14 protein-coding genes are annotated in these 15,492 nt (G+C 65.2%); 5 read left to right on the top strand and 9 right to left on the bottom strand.

Features of this window, described 5'->3' with window-relative positions:
* Positions 1 to 58 precede the first annotated feature (58 nt).
* From AC07VU_RS04285 to def, 5 genes are all read right to left on the bottom strand, one after another.
* The gene (locus tag AC07VU_RS04285) at positions 59 to 382 is read right to left on the bottom strand and encodes a tetratricopeptide repeat protein (protein WP_277589908.1); all 324 of its coding nucleotides are present in this window, start codon (positions 380 to 382) and stop codon (positions 59 to 61) included.
* 136 nt (positions 383 to 518) lie between these two features.
* Positions 519 to 1,892, bottom strand: coding sequence for a Trk system potassium transporter TrkA (gene trkA / locus AC07VU_RS04280; protein ID WP_007932603.1), 1,374 nt, complete (start codon positions 1,890 to 1,892; stop codon positions 519 to 521).
* Positions 1,893 to 1,916: 24 nt separating this feature from the next.
* Positions 1,917 to 3,242, bottom strand: coding sequence for a 16S rRNA (cytosine(967)-C(5))-methyltransferase RsmB (rsmB, locus tag AC07VU_RS04275; protein ID WP_277589909.1), 1,326 nt, complete (start codon positions 3,240 to 3,242; stop codon positions 1,917 to 1,919).
* Positions 3,239 to 4,198 (bottom strand): methionyl-tRNA formyltransferase, encoded by a 960-nt coding sequence (fmt, locus tag AC07VU_RS04270; RefSeq protein ID WP_274305121.1) that lies wholly within the window; start codon positions 4,196 to 4,198, stop codon positions 3,239 to 3,241. Before fmt ends, rsmB begins: the two co-directional genes overlap by 4 nt.
* Positions 4,199 to 4,267: 69 nt before the next feature.
* Positions 4,268 to 4,774 (bottom strand): peptide deformylase, encoded by a 507-nt coding sequence (def, locus tag AC07VU_RS04265; protein WP_009041482.1) that lies wholly within the window; start codon positions 4,772 to 4,774, stop codon positions 4,268 to 4,270.
* A gap of 152 nt (positions 4,775 to 4,926) precedes the next feature.
* On the opposite strand from def, the gene AC07VU_RS04260 reads away from it, so the two are divergent.
* The 3 genes from AC07VU_RS04260 to tsaC all read left to right on the top strand — a co-directional run bounded on the left by AC07VU_RS04260 (position 4,927) and on the right by tsaC (position 7,968).
* On the top strand, positions 4,927 to 5,952 hold the full coding sequence (locus AC07VU_RS04260) for a LysM peptidoglycan-binding domain-containing protein (RefSeq protein ID WP_274305122.1): 1,026 nt from the start codon (positions 4,927 to 4,929) through the stop codon (positions 5,950 to 5,952).
* A gap of 81 nt (positions 5,953 to 6,033) precedes the next feature.
* Positions 6,034 to 7,143 (top strand): DNA-processing protein DprA, encoded by a 1,110-nt coding sequence (dprA, locus tag AC07VU_RS04255; RefSeq protein WP_495029547.1) that lies wholly within the window; start codon positions 6,034 to 6,036, stop codon positions 7,141 to 7,143.
* 267 nt (positions 7,144 to 7,410) lie between these two features.
* Positions 7,411 to 7,968, top strand: coding sequence for an L-threonylcarbamoyladenylate synthase type 1 TsaC (gene tsaC, locus AC07VU_RS04250; RefSeq protein WP_007926207.1), 558 nt, complete (start codon positions 7,411 to 7,413; stop codon positions 7,966 to 7,968).
* Positions 7,969 to 8,048: 80 nt separating this feature from the next.
* On the opposite strand, the gene AC07VU_RS04245 is transcribed toward tsaC, so the two are convergent.
* The gene (locus AC07VU_RS04245; RefSeq protein WP_277589911.1) at positions 8,049 to 9,026 is read right to left on the bottom strand and encodes an NADPH:quinone reductase; all 978 of its coding nucleotides are present in this window, start codon (positions 9,024 to 9,026) and stop codon (positions 8,049 to 8,051) included.
* Between the two features lie 168 nt (positions 9,027 to 9,194).
* Here AC07VU_RS04245 and hemF point away from each other — a divergent pair, with 168 nt between their 5' ends.
* Positions 9,195 to 10,112 (top strand): oxygen-dependent coproporphyrinogen oxidase, encoded by a 918-nt coding sequence (gene hemF / locus AC07VU_RS04240; protein ID WP_009041486.1) that lies wholly within the window; start codon positions 9,195 to 9,197, stop codon positions 10,110 to 10,112.
* Positions 10,113 to 10,227: 115 nt separating this feature from the next.
* Positions 10,228 to 11,049, top strand: a complete 822-nt coding sequence (gene aroE / locus AC07VU_RS04235; RefSeq protein ID WP_277589912.1) for a shikimate dehydrogenase — start codon at positions 10,228 to 10,230, stop codon at positions 11,047 to 11,049.
* A gap of 116 nt (positions 11,050 to 11,165) precedes the next feature.
* Here the strand turns inward: aroE and AC07VU_RS04230 are convergent, their stop codons facing one another.
* The 3 genes from AC07VU_RS04230 to betC all read right to left on the bottom strand — a co-directional run bounded on the left by AC07VU_RS04230 (position 11,166) and on the right by betC (position 15,383).
* Positions 11,166 to 12,734 carry a SulP family inorganic anion transporter gene (locus AC07VU_RS04230; protein WP_277589913.1) on the bottom strand — a complete coding sequence of 523 codons (1,569 nt, stop codon included), beginning with the start codon at positions 12,732 to 12,734 and terminating at the stop codon, positions 11,166 to 11,168.
* A gap of 186 nt (positions 12,735 to 12,920) precedes the next feature.
* Positions 12,921 to 13,853, bottom strand: coding sequence for a choline ABC transporter substrate-binding protein (gene choX / locus AC07VU_RS04225; RefSeq protein ID WP_150053056.1), 933 nt, complete (start codon positions 13,851 to 13,853; stop codon positions 12,921 to 12,923).
* 15 nt (positions 13,854 to 13,868) lie between these two features.
* Complete coding sequence (gene betC, locus AC07VU_RS04220) at positions 13,869 to 15,383, bottom strand: choline-sulfatase (RefSeq protein WP_274305126.1); 1,515 nt, start codon at positions 15,381 to 15,383, stop codon at positions 13,869 to 13,871.
* Positions 15,384 to 15,492: the final 109 nt, after the last annotated feature.

Genomic DNA, 15,492 nt, shown 5'->3' with positions numbered 1-15,492 from the left:
GTGTTCAGGTTTAGCGAGGACTACGTCCTCGTACGCAGCCTCGCTCACTCGGCAGCGGCTACAGTGCGCCTTTGCCCTGGCGCTCGAGCTTCTTGAGGAACACCGTCATTTCCTTTTCCGCCTGCTTGTCGCCATGCCCGCGGGCTGCTTCCAGGCCCTGCTCCCAGGCCTGGCGCGCCGCCGGATAGTCCTCCAGGCCTTGATAGGCCTTGCCCAGCAGCTTCCACGCCGCCGAATACTTGGGGTCGAAACCGACGCAGCGTTGCAGGTGCTCGGCGGCCTTGGCGTATTCGTGCAGATCCAGATAACCCTTGCCCAGGCCGAAGCGCAGCAGCGAGTTATCCATGCCCTTGGCGAGCATTTTTTCCAGGGATTCGAGCATCGTTGTCACTCCTGTGGACTCTTGTAGCCGCTGCCGCAGGCTGCGATAGGTCCGGAGGACCTTCTGCGGGCCGGAGATCGCCGCGCCCCTGCGGGGCGTTCGCCGCCTGCGGCAGCGGCTACAGGACGGCGTTGGATCAGAAGAAGCTCAAGCCCACGTGGAACAGCTTCTCCACATCGCGGATATGTTTTTTATCCACCAGGAACAGAATCACGTGGTCGCCGGCCTCGATCACCGTGTCGTCGTGGGCGATCAGCACTTCCTCGTCGCGGATGATCGCGCCGATGGTGGTGCCTGGCGGCAGCGCGATGTCCTCGATGGCGCGGCCGATCACCTTGCTCGATTTGGCATCGCCATGGGCGATCGCCTCGATGGCTTCCGCCGCGCCACGGCGCAGAGAGTGCACGCTGACGATATCGCCACGGCGCACGTGGGCCAGCAGGGTACCGATGGTGGCCAGCTGCGGGCTGATGGCGATGTCGATATCGCCGCCCTGGATCAGGTCGACATAGGCCGGGTTGTTGATGATGGTCATCACCTTCTTCGCCCCCAGGCGCTTGGCCAGGAGCGAGGACATGATGTTGGCCTCGTCGTCGTTGGTCAGGGCCAGGAAGATGTCGGCGTCGGCGATGTTCTCTTCCATCAGCAGGTCGCGGTCCGAGGCGCTGCCTTGCAGGACCACGGTGCTGTCGAGGTTGTCCGAGAGGTAGCGGCAACGCGCCGGGTTCATCTCGATGATCTTCACCTGGTAACGGCTTTCGATGGCTTCGGCCAGGCGTTCGCCGATCTGCCCGCCGCCGGCGATGACGATGCGCTTGTAGGATTCGTCGAGGCGGCGCATCTCGCTCATCACCGCGCGGATGTTGGCCTTGGCGGCGATGAAGAACACTTCGTCGTCGGCCTCGATCACCGTATCGCCCTGGGGCAGGATCGGCCGGTCACGGCGGAAGATCGCCGCCACGCGGGTGTCGACGTTGGGCATGTGCTCGCGCAGCTGGCGCAGTTGCTGCCCCACCAGCGGCCCGCCGTAATAGGCCCTGACCGCCACCAGTTGGGCCTTGCCTTCGGCGAAGTCGATCACCTGCAGGGCGCCGGGGTGTTCGATCAGGCGCTTGATGTAGTTGGTCACCACCTGTTCCGGGCTGATCAGCACGTCGACCGGAATCGCCTCGTTGTCGAACAGACCGGCGCGGGTCAGGTAGGCCGCCTCGCGGACCCGGGCGATCTTGGTCGGGGTGTGGAACAGGGTATGGGCGACCTGGCAGGCGACCATGTTGGTTTCGTCGCTGTTGGTCACCGCGACCAGCATGTCGGCATCGTCGGCGCCGGCCTGGCGCAGTACCGTGGGGAACGAACCGCGGCCCTGTACGGTGCGAATGTCCAGGCGGTCGCCGAGATCGCGCAGGCGTTCGCCGTCGGTGTCGACCACCGTGATGTCGTTGGCTTCGCTGGCCAGATGCTCTGCCAGCGTGCCGCCCACCTGCCCTGCTCCGAGGATGATGATCTTCATCCAGTCACTCCCTTCGAACCTTTCTTAACCGCGCGCGGCGGCAATCTTGATTAGCTTGGCGTAGTAGAACCCGTCGTGGCCGCCCTCTTGCGCCAGTAGCTGGCGACCGTGGGGCTGCTTCAGGCCGGCCGGAGGCTGACCCAGTTGCCCGGCGATGTCCAGTTCGCGAGCACCCGGGGTACGGGCCAGGAAAGCCTCGATGACCTCGGTGTTTTCGGTCGGCAAGGTCGAGCAGGTGGCGTACAGCAGGATGCCGCCGACTTCCAGGGTCGACCACATGGCGTCCAGCAGTTCGCCTTGCAGACTGGCCAGGGCGGCGATGTCGTCGGCCTGACGGGTGAGCTTGATATCCGGGTGGCGGCGGATCACCCCGGTGGCCGAGCATGGCGCGTCCAGCAGGATGCGCTGGAACGGCTTGCCGTCCCACCAGGCGGCGGTGTCGCGGCCGTCGGCGGCGATCAGCTCGGCGTTCAGCCCCAGGCGGTCGAGGTTCTCCTGGACGCGCACCAGGCGCTTGGCCTCCAGGTCCAGCGCGACCACGCCGGCCAGCGCGGGCTCGACTTCGAGGATGTGGCAGGTCTTGCCGCCGGGCGCGCAGCAGGCGTCCAGCACCCGCTGTCCCGGCGCCAGTTCCAGCAACTCGGCGGCCAGTTGCGCGGCTTCGTCCTGCACGCTGATCCAGCCTTCGGCGAAGCCCGGCAGGGCGCGCACGTCGGCGGCTTCATCGAGCACGATGCCGTCCTGGCTATAGACGCAAGGCTTGGCGGCAACGCCGGCCTCGCTCAGCAGCTGGAGGTAAGCGGCGCGGGAATGATGGCGGCGGTTGACCCGCAGGATCATCGGCGGGTGGGCGTTGTTGGCGGCGCAGATGGCTTCCCACTGCTCGGGCCAGAATGCCTTGAGGGACTTTTGCAGCCAGCGCGGATGGGCGGTACGCACCACGGGGTCGCGTTCCAGCTCGGCGAACAGTGCTTCGCTCTCGCGTTGGGCGCGGCGCAGCACGGCATTGATCAGTGCCTTGGCCCAGGGCTTTTTCAGCTTGTCGGCGCAGCCCACGGTTTCGCCGATGGCGGCATGCGCCGGGACGCGGGTATAGAGCAACTGATAGAGGCCCACCAGCAGCAGCGCCTCGACGTCGGCATCGGCCGCCTTGAACGGCTTCTGCAACAGTTTGGCGGCCAGCGCCGCCAGCCGTGGCTGCCAGCGCGCGGTGCCGAAAGCCAGGTCCTGGGTGAAGCCGCGATCGCGTGCTTCGACCTTGTCCAGCAGGGTTGGCAGCGAGCTGTTGAGCGAGGCTTTGCCGTTGAGGACCGAGGTCAGGGCCTTGGCGGCGGCCAGACGCGGGTTCATTGGGCGTCCGCCGCTTGTCCGAGCACGGTGCCGGTGGCGAATTTCTCGCGACGGCTGTTGAACAGGTCGCTGAAGTTCAGCGCCTTGCCGCCGGGCAATTGCAGGCGGGTCAGGCACAGCGCCTGCTCACCGCAAGCGACGAGCAGGCCGTCCTTGCTGGCGCCGAGGATGGTGCCCGGCACGCCCTTGCCTTCGGCGAGGCTGGCGGCCAGCACCTTCAGCGCTTCGCCGTTCAGCGTGCTGTGGCAGATCGGCCAGGGGTTGAAGGCTCGCACCAGGCGCTCCAGCTCCAGCGCCGGGCGGCTCCAGTCGATCCGCGCTTCGTCCTTGTTCAGTTTGTGGGCGTAGGTGGCCAGGCTGTCGTCCTGCACTTCGCCTTGCAGGGTTGCGGCGGCGAGGCCGGCGATGGCCTGCACCACGGCGGGCGGGCCCATTTCGGCGAGACGGTCATGCAGGCTGCCGCCAGTGTCGGTGGCGCTGATCGGGGTGCTGACCTTGAGCAGCATCGGCCCGGTGTCCAGGCCGGCTTCCATGCGCATCACGGTCACGCCACTCAGCGCGTCGCCGGCTTCCACGGCGCGCTGGATCGGCGCCGCCCCGCGCCAGCGTGGCAGCAGCGAGGCGTGGCTGTTGATGCAGCCCAGGCGCGGAATATCCAGCACCGCCTGCGGCAGGATCAGGCCGTAGGCGACCACTACCATCAGGTCCGGCGCGAGGGCCGCCAGTTCGGCCTGGGCCTGCGGGTCGCGCAGGGTCGGCGGTTGCAGCACGGGGATGTGGTGCTCCAGCGCCAGCTGCTTGACCGGGCTCGGCATCAGCTTTTGCCCGCGCCCGGCCGGGCGGTCCGGTTGGGTGTAGACCGCGACGATCTCGTAAGGGCTGTCGAGCAGGGCCTTGAGGTGTTCGGCGGCGAATTCCGGGGTGCCGGCAAAGACGATGCGCAGTGGCTCAGTCATGGGAGTTCTCGGTAATAAACACGCGGAAAAGAAAAAGGCTTGCCGCTGCAAGCCTTTGGAAGAAGGGAATCAAGCTTGCTGACGATGCTGCTTTTCCAGCTTCTTCTTGATCCGGTCGCGTTTGAGCGTGGACAGGTAATCGACGAACAATTTGCCGTTGAGGTGGTCGCATTCGTGCTGGATGCACACCGCGAGCAGGCCTTCGGCGATCAGTTCGTAAGGTTGGCCGTCACGGTCCAGGGCCTTGATTTTCACGCGTTGCGGACGATCGACGTTCTCGTAGAAGCCCGGTACCGACAGGCAGCCTTCCTGGTACTGGCCCATTTCGTCGGTGAGCGCTTCGAACTCGGGGTTGATGAACACCCGTGGCTCGCTGCGGTCTTCGGACAGGTCCATGACCACGATGCGCTTGTGCACGTTGACCTGGGTAGCGGCCAGGCCGATGCCGGGCGCCTCATACATTGTTTCAAACATGTCGTCGACCAACTGACGCACTTCGTCGTCCACTACGGCCACTGGTTTGGCGATAGTGCGCAGGCGCGAGTCGGGGAATTCGAGGATGTTTAAAATGGCCATAAGCGTAATTGCTACACGTGTGAAGTAAGTTCGGAGTCGGAGGCCTTGCGGGTTCTGGAAGGGCAACCGTTGTAAAACGTGCTCGGTCAGGAGCAGGGAGCGCACAGGCGCTGGCGTTTCACGCGAATACACATAATAAAGGGATTCACCGCATGAGGAAATCACTACTCGCCTTGCTGCTCGTGGGCTGGGCCGGTTTCGGCCAGGCGCAGGTGCCGCTCCGGGAGGGTTATCCACAGCGCTACACCGTAGTGGCGGGCGATACCTTGTGGAGCATCGCCAATCGCTTCCTGCGCGATCCCTGGCAATGGCCGGCGCTCTGGCAGGCCAATTCCAGCCTCGCCGACCCCGATTTGATCTACCCCGGCGACTCCCTGGCGCTGGTCCGGGTCGATGGCGAACCACGCCTGACCCTGGAGCGCGGCGCTTCCCGGGGCACCGTCAAGCTCTCGCCCCAGGTGCGTCGCACGCCACTGGTCGAGGCGATCCCGAGCATTCCACTGCAGGCCATCGACAGCTTTCTGCTGAGCAACCGCATCCTCGACCGGGCCGACGCCTTCGACAGCGCGCCCTACATAGTCGCCGGCGATGCCGAACGGGTACTCAGCGGCACCGGCGACCGGATCTTCGCGCGCGGCCGCTTCGACCCGGAGCAAGCGGCCTATGGCATCTTCCGTCAGGGCAAGACCTACACCGACCCGCAGAGCGGCGAACTGCTGGGAATCAACGCCGACGAAATCGGCGGCGGCGAGGTGGTCGCGGTCGAGGGCGATATCGCCACCCTGCAATTGCAGCGCACCACCCAGGAAGTGCGCCTGGGCGACCGCCTGTTCGGCGGCGAGCCACGGACTATCAACTCGACCTTTGTCCCCAGCGCGCCGAGCCGGGCGGTCGAGGGCCTGATCATCGACGTGCCACGGGGTGTCACCCAGATCGGCGCGCTGGATGTGGTGACGTTGAACAAGGGGCGGCGCGATGGCCTGGCTGAAGGCAACGTGCTGGCGGTAATGAAAACCGGCGAAACCGTGCGCGACCGGGTGGCCGGTGGACAGGTGAAAATGCCGGATGAGCGGGCCGGTCTGCTGATGGTTTTCCGCACCTACGACAAGCTCAGTTACGGCCTGGTGCTCAACGCTTCCCGTTCCCTGGCGATCATGGACAAAGTCCGTAACCCGTAAAAATCCTCAACAAGTTACCAACAGAGTTATCCACAGCTTATTCCAGCTGCGACCGGGCTTATAACGATCAAGGATGATCCTATGTCACTGCCTGCCCAGGCTCCGGTTTCCCCCGCGGAACTGGAAGCCCGCCTACGTTTGCACCGCTTGCCGGACCTCGGCCCGAAGCGTTTTCAGCTGCTGCTCGAAGCCTTCGGTTCGGCCTCCAAGGCCATCAGCGCACCGGCCAGTGCCTGGCGCGCGCTGGGCCTGCCGGCGGGCGCGGCCGAGGCTCGGCGCAACGCCGAAGTGCGTGATGGCGCTAGCCATGCATTGGCCTGGCTGGAGCGTCCGGGCCAGCATTTACTGATGTGGGACCAGCCGGGCTACCCGCCGCTGTTGAATGAAATCGCCGATGCGCCACCGCTGCTGTTTGTTGCCGGCGACCCACGCATCCTGGAAAAACCGCAGTTGGCGGTGGTCGGCAGCCGTCGCGCTTCGCGGCCCGGGATGGACACCGCCGCGGCCTTTTCCCGCAGCCTGGCCGCGGCCGGTTTTGTCATCACCAGCGGCCTGGCGCTGGGGATCGATGGCGCGGCGCACCAGGCCGCCCTGGAGGTCGGCGGGCAGACTGTCGGCGTGCTCGGCACCGGCCTGGAAAAATTTTATCCACAGCGCAACCGGCGCCTGGCCGATGCCATGATTGCCCAGGGCAGCGCGCTGGTTTCCGAGTTCCCGCTGGAGACCGGGCCTCACGCCAGCCACTTTCCCCGGCGCAACCGGATCATCAGCGGCCTGTCCCTTGGCGTGCTGGTGGTGGAGGCCAGCGTCGCCAGCGGTTCGCTGATCACCGCCCGGCTCGCCGCCGAGCAAGGCCGCGAGGTGTATGCGATACCCGGGTCGATCCATCACCCCGGGGCCCGGGGCTGTCATCAGCTGATTCGCGATGGCGCGGTGCTGGTGGAAACCATCGAACATATCCTCGAAGCCCTGCGTGGCTGGCAACGGCTGCCGTTATCCGCAGCCCCGCCAACAGCCGCGCCCGCTCACCCGTTGCTGGCGCTGTTGCATGCCGCGCCGCAGACCAGCGAGGGCCTGGTGCAGGCCAGTGGCTGGAGCCTGCCCAGGGTGCTGGCGGCGCTCACCGAACTGGAGCTGGAGGGTCAGGCGACGTGCGAAGGCGGCTGCTGGTTTGCCCGGGCAAAAGGCTAAGGCTCTGTACGAAAAGTGGCTGCGCTCGGCCATGCTGCGTTAAAAACAGGCTCGGAATGCTCATTTAGGCCCCTAAAGTCGAACGCGACCCCGGCCGTTCCTCGCCTGTTTTGATTCGCTCGCTCACCCTTCGGGCCAGCCCTTGGCTGTTACTCCCGCTGGTCGTTGCGCCTTGCCTGACCTTCGCTCGCCGACTTTTCGTACAGACCCTAGGCTTTATAGGCAGGATCGGTAAACTGCGCACAGCCTTAATCCGGAGAGTCAGCAATGGTCAGCAGTTGGCGTGTGCAACAAGCCGCACGAGAAATTCGCGCAGGGGCGGTGATTGCCTATCCAACCGAAGCAGTCTGGGGGTTGGGTTGCGACCCGTGGAACGAAGAGGCGGTGGACCGGTTGCTGGCCATCAAGTCGCGCTCCGTGGACAAGGGCCTGATCCTGATCGCCGACAACATCCGCCAGTTCGATTTTCTCTTCGAGGATTTTCCCCAGGAATGGCTCGATCGCATGGCCAGCACCTGGCCGGGCCCGAACACCTGGCTGGTCCCCCATCAGAATCTGTTGCCGGAATGGGTCACCGGGGTCCACGACACCGTGGCCCTGCGAGTCAGCGATCATCCACTGGTGCGTGAGTTGTGCGCCTTGGTGGGACCGCTGATTTCCACCTCGGCCAACCCCCAGGGGCGCCCTGCGGCCCGCACGCGGATTCGCGTCGAGCAGTATTTCCGCGGGCAGTTGGACATGGTCCTGGGCGGCAGCCTGGGCGGGCGCAAGAATCCGAGCCTGATCCGCGACCTGGTGACCGGCAAGATCGTGCGTCCGGCCTGACACCGCGTCATCGTTTATCGCGGGCAAGCCTCGCTCCTACGACCCACATCCGTAGGAGCGAGGCTTGCCCGTGAAGCATTTCAAGGCAACAGAATGGTCGAACCCGTGGTGCGTCGCGCTGACAGTTCGGTCTGCGCCTTCGCCGCTTCCGCCAGCGGATAACGCTGGCCGATCTCGATCTTCAACTTGCCGCTGGCGATCATGGCGAACAGATCGTCGGCCATGGCCTGCAAGTTCTCGGCGTTGTTGGCGTAGGTGCCCAGGGTCGGACGGGTGACGTACAGCGAGCCCTTGGCCGCCAGGATGCCCAGGTTGACCCCCTCTACCGCGCCCGAGGCGTTGCCGAAGCTGACCATCAGGCCCCGCGGTTGCAGGCAGTCCAGCGAGGTCAGCCAAGTGTCCTTGCCCACGCCATCGTAGACCACCGGGCATTTCTTGCCGTCGGTCAGCTCCAGCACGCGCTTGGCCACGTCTTCATGGCTGTAGTCGATGGTTTCCCACGCACCGAGGGATTTCGCCAGCGCGGCTTTCTGCGGCGAGCTGACGGTACCGATCAGCTTCACCCCCAGGGCCTTGGCCCACTGGCAGGCGAGCAGCCCGACCCCGCCCGCGGCGGCGTGGAACAGCACGGTTTCACCGCCCTTGAGCTCGTAGGTCTGGCGCAGCAGGTACTGCACGGTCAGGCCCTTGAGCATCACCCCGGCCGCCTGTTCGAAGCTGATGCTGTCCGGCAGGTGCACCAAATTGTCCGCGGGCAGCACATGCACTTCGCTGTAGGCGCCCAGCGGGCCGCTGCCATAGGCCACGCGATCGCCGACCTTGAAGCGGGTCACGGCGATGCCCACCGCCTCGACCACCCCGGCCCCTTCGGCGCCCAGGCCCGATGGCAAGGCCGGTGGCGCGTAGAGGCCGCTGCGGTAGTAGGTGTCGATGAAGTTCAGGCCGATGGCCTTGTTGCTCACGCGGACCTGTTGCGGGCCCGGTTCGGCGGGTTGGTAATCCACATACTCAAGCACTTCCGGGCCGCCATGGGCCCGGAACTGGATACGTTTGGCCATCTGCACTCTCTCCTCGGTCGTGTCGCGAAAGTGCCTTATCGGACTCCTATGCTTGACCGCCGTCAACTGCGGCCGGCCCCTGTGCGGTGTTATGCTACGCGCCCATTTGCGCAGGCCCCCTGCTGTATCCCTGGCGCCGCGTAGCTTTGCCCGATTCAAGGTGATGCCATGACTACCCGCACCGAGGCCGTAAAAGCCTACCTGCTCGACCTGCAAGACCGTATTTGCGCCGCCCTGGAAGCCGAAGACGGCGGTACGCGCTTCGTCGAAGACGCCTGGACCCGACCGGCCGGCGGTGGCGGGCGCACCCGGGTGATTGCCGACGGTACAGTGATCGAGAAAGGCGGCGTCAACTTCTCCCACGTGTTCGGCAGCGGCTTGCCGCCGTCCGCTAGCGCCCACCGGCCGGAACTGGCCGGCCGTGGTTTCGAGGCGCTGGGCGTGTCGCTGGTGATCCACCCGCACAACCCGCATGTGCCGACTTCCCATGCCAACGTACGGTTCTTCATCGCCGAAAAGGCAGGCGAAGAGCCGGTCTGGTGGTTCGGCGGCGGTTTCGACCTGACCCCCTACTACGCCAACGAGGAAGACTGCGTGCACTGGCACCGCGTCGCACAAAAGGCCTGCGCGCCCTTCGGCCCGGACGTCTACCCGCGCTACAAGGCCTGGTGCGACAGCTACTTCCATATCAAGCATCGCAATGAACCGAGGGGCATCGGCGGCCTGTTCTTCGACGACCTCAACGAGTGGGACTTCGACACCAGCTTCGCCTTCATGCGCGCCATCGGCGACGCCTACCTCGAGGCCTACCTGCCGATCGTCCAGCGCCGCAAGGCCCTGGGCTATACCGAGAAGCAGCGCGAGTTCCAGGAATACCGTCGCGGTCGCTATGTCGAGTTCAACCTGGTCTATGACCGAGGCACCCTGTTCGGCCTGCAATCGGGCGGGCGTACCGAGTCGATCCTCATGTCCCTGCCGCCGCAGGTGCGCTGGGGCTACGACTGGAAAGCCGAGCCGGGCAGCGAAGAAGCGCGCCTGACCGAATATTTCCTGCAGGACCGCGACTGGCTGGCGGGCTCTGCGTAAAGCGTTGCAGCCGGCTGGCCGGCGCTGGACGATAATGCGATTGAACAGAACAGCGCAGCGTCCCTGTCGCCAGCAAGCTGGTTCCTTACAGGGATGTGCATGAGGGTTTTATTGGATGGATCAGTACGTCGTTTTTGGTAACCCGATCGGCCACAGCAAGTCGCCGCTGATTCATCGGCTGTTCGCCGAGCAGACGGCGCAGCGGCTGGTCTACACCACCCTGCTGGCGCCCCTCGACGATTTCGCCGGCTGTGCCCGCGGGTTCTTCGCTGACGGGCGTGGCGCCAATGTCACGGTGCCGTTCAAGGAGGATGCCTACCGCCTGGCCGACAGCCTGACCGCCCGCGCCCAGCGCGCCGGCGCGGTGAATACCTTGAGCAAGCTCGCCGATGGCAGCCTGTTGGGCGACAACACCGACGGCGCGGGCCTGGTGCGCGACCTGACGGTCAACGCCGGCTTCAGCCTCAAGGGCAAACGCATTCTGCTGCTGGGGGCCGGCGGCGCGGTGCGTGGCGCGCTGGAGCCGCTGCTGGCGGAGCAGCCGGCATCGGTGATCATCGCCAACCGCACGGTGGAAAAGGCCGAGCTGCTGGCCGAGCTGTTCAGCGACCTCGGGCCGGTGTCGGCCAGTGGTTTCGACTGGTTGCGCGAGCCGGTGGACCTGATCATCAACGCCACCTCGGCAAGCCTCACCGGCGATGTGCCGCCGATTGCCGCCAGCCTGATCGAGCCGGGCAAGACGGTGTGCTACGACATGATGTATGGCAAGGAGCCGACCGCCTTCTGTCGCTGGGCCAGCCAATACGGCGCGGCGATTTCCATGGATGGCCTGGGCATGCTCGCCGAGCAGGCGGCGGAAGCCTTCTTCCTGTGGCGCGGCGTGCGTCCGGACACTGCGCCGGTGCTGGCGGAGCTGCGGCGCCAGCTGGCGCTCTGACAGATCGCGTCATCGTTGATCGCGGGCAAGCCTCGCTCCTACAGAAACGCTTGCTTGCGTAGGAGCGAGGCTTGCCCGCAAACGCTTCGCCGCTATTACCGCGCTGCAACCGGCAATCAATCCTCAAACCGGATCGGGCATTTCTCCGCGCCTTCGAGCTTTCTCAACTCTTCGATCACCGAGGCCCGCGCGCGACGCAGGGTCAGGCTGCGGTTCTGCCGCAGCAGGCGGCGGGCTTCCTGGTGCAGCATGGCCACCCCGGAATAGTCGATGAAGTTGATCTGCCGGGCGTCGATCACCAGGCGCGGCGCATGGCAGCGTTGCATGCGCACTTGCAGGTAATGGCTGGCGCCGAAAAAGATCGAGCCGCCGACCCGCAGGATGTCCTCGTCGCCTTCGCGTCCGTGCTGCACGCGCGGTTGCGAGGTGCGCTTGAGGTAGAAGAACAGCGACGCCAGGACCCCGGCGTAGATCGCCGTCTGCAACTCCAACAGCAAGGTGGCGACACAGGTCAGGCCCATCACCACGAACTCGGCGCGGCTGACCCGGAACAGCGCGCGAATGCCGCGGTGGTCCACCAGGCCCCAGCAGATCAGCAGGATGCTCCCGGCCATGGCCGGGATCGGGATATGCGCGATCAGTGCCGCGCCGGCCACGGCGAACAGGGCCACCCACAATGCTGAGAACACTCCGGCCAGCGGCGAACAGGCGCCGGCCTCGTAGCTCAGGCCGGAGCGGGTAAAAGAGCCGGACGACAGATAGCCGGAGAAAAACGCGCCGACGATATTCGACAGGCCCTGGGCGCGGACTTCCTGGTTGGCATCGAGCAACTGTTCGGAGCGTGCCGACAGCGAGCGGGCGATCGACAGGCTGGTCACCAGCCCCAGCATGCCCACCGCCACGGCGCTGGGCAGCAGGCGCAGGATCATGTCCAGGTCCAGCGGCAGCGGGCTGAACGGCGGCAGCCGGCCGGTAAAGGCGCTGACCAGTTTTACCTGGCCGAACAGCGCCGGCCACAGCCACACCACCAGAGCGCTGAGGATCAGGCTGATCAGCAGCGAGGGCCAGCGCGGCACCAGCAGCTTCAGCGCCAGGCCGACGATCAGCGTGCCCAGGCCGAGGATCAGCGAGGGTTTATCCACGGCATCGAGATGGGCGAACAGCGAGGTCAGGCTGTTCAGCGCGGTGGCTTCGCTCGGCAAGTCCAGGCCCAGCAGGTTGGGCAATTGCCCCAGGGCGATCACCACCGCGGCGCCGAGGGTGAAGCCGAGCACCACCGAATGGGACACGAAGTTCACCAGCGCACCGAAGCGCAACAACCCCAGCAGCCACTGGAACAGGCCGGCGAGCAAGGTCAGCAGCAGGATCAGGGTGATGTAGTCCTGGGACGCCGGCATCGCCAGGGGGCTGACGCTGGCGTAGAGGACGATGGAAATCGCCGCGGTCGGGCCACAGATCAGGTGCCAGGAAGAACCCCACAGGCAGGCGATCAGCACCGGGACGACGGCGGCATACAGGCCGTATTCCGGTGGCAGGCCGGCGATCAGCGCATAGGCGATCGATTGCGGCAGGGCGAGGATGGCGCCGCTCAGGCCCACCAGCAGGTCGCGCCCGACGCTGGCGCGGGTCTGCCGGGGCAGCCAGCTCAGGAAGGGCAAGAGTGAATGGCGATTGGGCCAGGCCATGGGTCCTCGCGGTCGGGATGGGGCGAAAGGCGTCAGGGTGGAGTGTCAGATCGGAGCGTGCAAGGCCCGTCAGTGACGGTTGTAGCCGCTGCCGCAGGCTGCGATAGGTCCACAGGACCTCAACGGGCTCGAAAACCCTGCGCCCCTTCGGGTCGATCGCAGCCTGCGGCAGCGGCTACAGGTGGATTACAGCTTGGCCTGCACCGCCGGCAGCGCATCCTTGCCGTCGAGGGTCTTCACCCCGTCCAGCCACTTGCCCAGCACTGCCGGGTTGGCCTTGATCCAGGCCTTGGCTGCGTCAAAGTTGCTGACCTTCTTGTTGGCCACCTCGGCCATGATGCTGTTCTCCATTTCCTGGGTGAAGCTCAGGTTGCTCAGCAGTTTGCCGACGTTCGGGCAGGCCTGTGCATACCCCTTGCGGGTCAGGGTGTAGACGCTGCCGGTGTCGCCGAAGTACTTCTCGCCGCCCTTGAGGTAATGCATTTTCAGCTGCACGTTCATCGGGTGTGGGGTCCAGCCGAGGAAGGTGACGAACTTCTGCCGTTTCACCGCCCGCGAGACTTCGGCGAGCATCGCCTGTTCGCTGGACTCGATCAGTTTCCACTGGCCAAGGTCGAAGTCGTTCTTCTTGATGATCTCCTGCAACGACAGGTTGGCCGGGGCCCCGGAGCCGATGCCGTAGAGCTTCTTGTCGAACTTGTCTGCGTACTTATTCAGGTCGTTGAAGTCATGCACGCCGGCGTCCCAGACATAATCCGGCACCGCCAGGGTGAACTCGGTGCCGTCCAGGTTCTTCGCCAGCTGGGTGACATCGCCATTGGCCACAAACTTGTCGTAGAAGCCCTGCTGCGCCGGCATCCAGTTGCCCAGGAACACATCCACCTGGCCGTCCTTGAGCCCGCCGAAGGTGATCGGTACCGCCAGGGTGTCGATCTTGGCCTTGTAGCCCATGCCGTCCAGCAGGAAACCGGCGATGGCGTTGGTGGCGGCGATGTCGCTCCAGCCCGGGTCGGCCATCTTCACCGTCTCGCAACCTTGTTCGGCCCAGGCCAGGGCCGGGACCGAAACACTGCCCAGCGCCAGAAGCGCGGCCGTCACTGCTGTGGATAACCTTTGCATGCTCTTCCCCTTACGTTATTGGTTTTGGCAGGGTTGTGGATAACGAGCCTTGCGCTCCAGATCGTCGAGGTCGATGTGGTTGCGCATGTATTGCGCACTGGCGTCGACCAGTGGCTGGTGGTCCCAGCTCTTCAGTTTGCCGAGGCTCAAGGCGCCCGCGACGAAGCGACGGCGGCGCTGGCTGGCGAGTACCTGTTGATGGATGGCCGGGATATCCCACTTGGCCCGTGCTTCGCGGAGAAAATCCTCGAATAGCGGGCGATGTTGCGGCGATTGGCTGAGTTCTTCCTGCTCGTGCGGGTCGTTGGCCACATCGAACAGCAGGCACGGGTCGTCTTCGCTGTAGATGAACTTGTAGCGGCCGCGGCGAATCATCATCAGCGGGCTGATGGTGCCTTCGGCCATGTACTCGCCGAAGACTTCGTCATGCCCGCCCTGCCCCTGCAGGTGCGGCACCAGGGAGCGGCCATCCAGCGCCAGGCCCGGTTGCATTTGGCCTCCGGCCAGTTCCACCAGGGTCGGCAGCAGGTCGGCGGTCGAGACCGCCTGGCTTACCCGTCCGGCGGCGAACTGCCCCGGCGCGCTGACCAGCAGCGGCACCCGCGCGGCCATTTCGAACCAGTGCATTTTGTACCAGAGGCCGCGCTCGCCGAGCATGTCGCCGTGGTCGCCGGAGAAGACAATGATGGTGTCGTCGCTCAGCCCGGTTTCCTCCAGGGTTTTCAGGAGTTTGCCGACGTTGCTGTCGATATAGCTGCACGCACCGAAATAGGCACGACGCGCATCGCGGATCTTATCCACAGGCAGCGGCTTGTCCCACAGGTCGTAGACCTTGAGCAGGCGCTGGGAATGCGGGTCGAGCGCGTCCTGGGCCGGGGTCTGTGGCAGCGGAATATCTTCGTCGCGGTACAGGTCCCAGAAGGCCTTGGGAATGGTGTACGGGTCGTGCGGGTGGGTCATCGACACGGTCAGGCAGAACGGCTGGTCGCCGTCTTCGCGAACGTGATCGAACAGGTACTGGCGGGCCTTGAACACCACCTCTTCGTCGAAATCCAGCTGGTTGGTGCGCACGCATGGCCCGGCCTGCAGCACCGAAGACATGTTGTGGTACCAGCTCGGGCGCACGTCCGGTTCGTCCCAGTTCACCGCCCAGCCATAGTCGGCCGGGTAGATATCGCTGGTCAGGCGTTCTTCGTAGCCGTGCAGTTGGTCCGGGCCGCAGAAATGCATCTTGCCCGACAGTGCGGTGCGGTAGCCCAGGCGGCGCAGGTAATGGGCGTAGGTCGGGACGTCGGCGGGGAAGTCGGCGGCGTTGTCATAGGCGCCGATCTTGCTCGGCAATTGGCCGCTGACCAGGGTGAAACGCGAGGGCGCGCACAACGGGCTGTTGCAGTAGGCGGCGTCGAATACCACGCCCTGGGCGGCGAGGCGGCTCAGATGCGGCAGCTTGATGGGCGATGGACCGTAGAACGGCAACATTGGCGCGGCCATTTGATCGGCCATGATGAAAAGAATGTTCTTGCGCTTCATGTATTCGCGGCATTCCATAGTAGGCAGTTATGCGAAAGTGCTGCGATCGAGGATGTAACCCGTGGCTTTCGCGGTAAAGCCCCTGTACGGCAATGACTAGGATAAGCAC

The organism is Pseudomonas sp. GW821-FHT02B10 (assembly GCF_059421865.1).
This window is presented reverse-complemented; position numbering and strand designations above follow the sequence as displayed.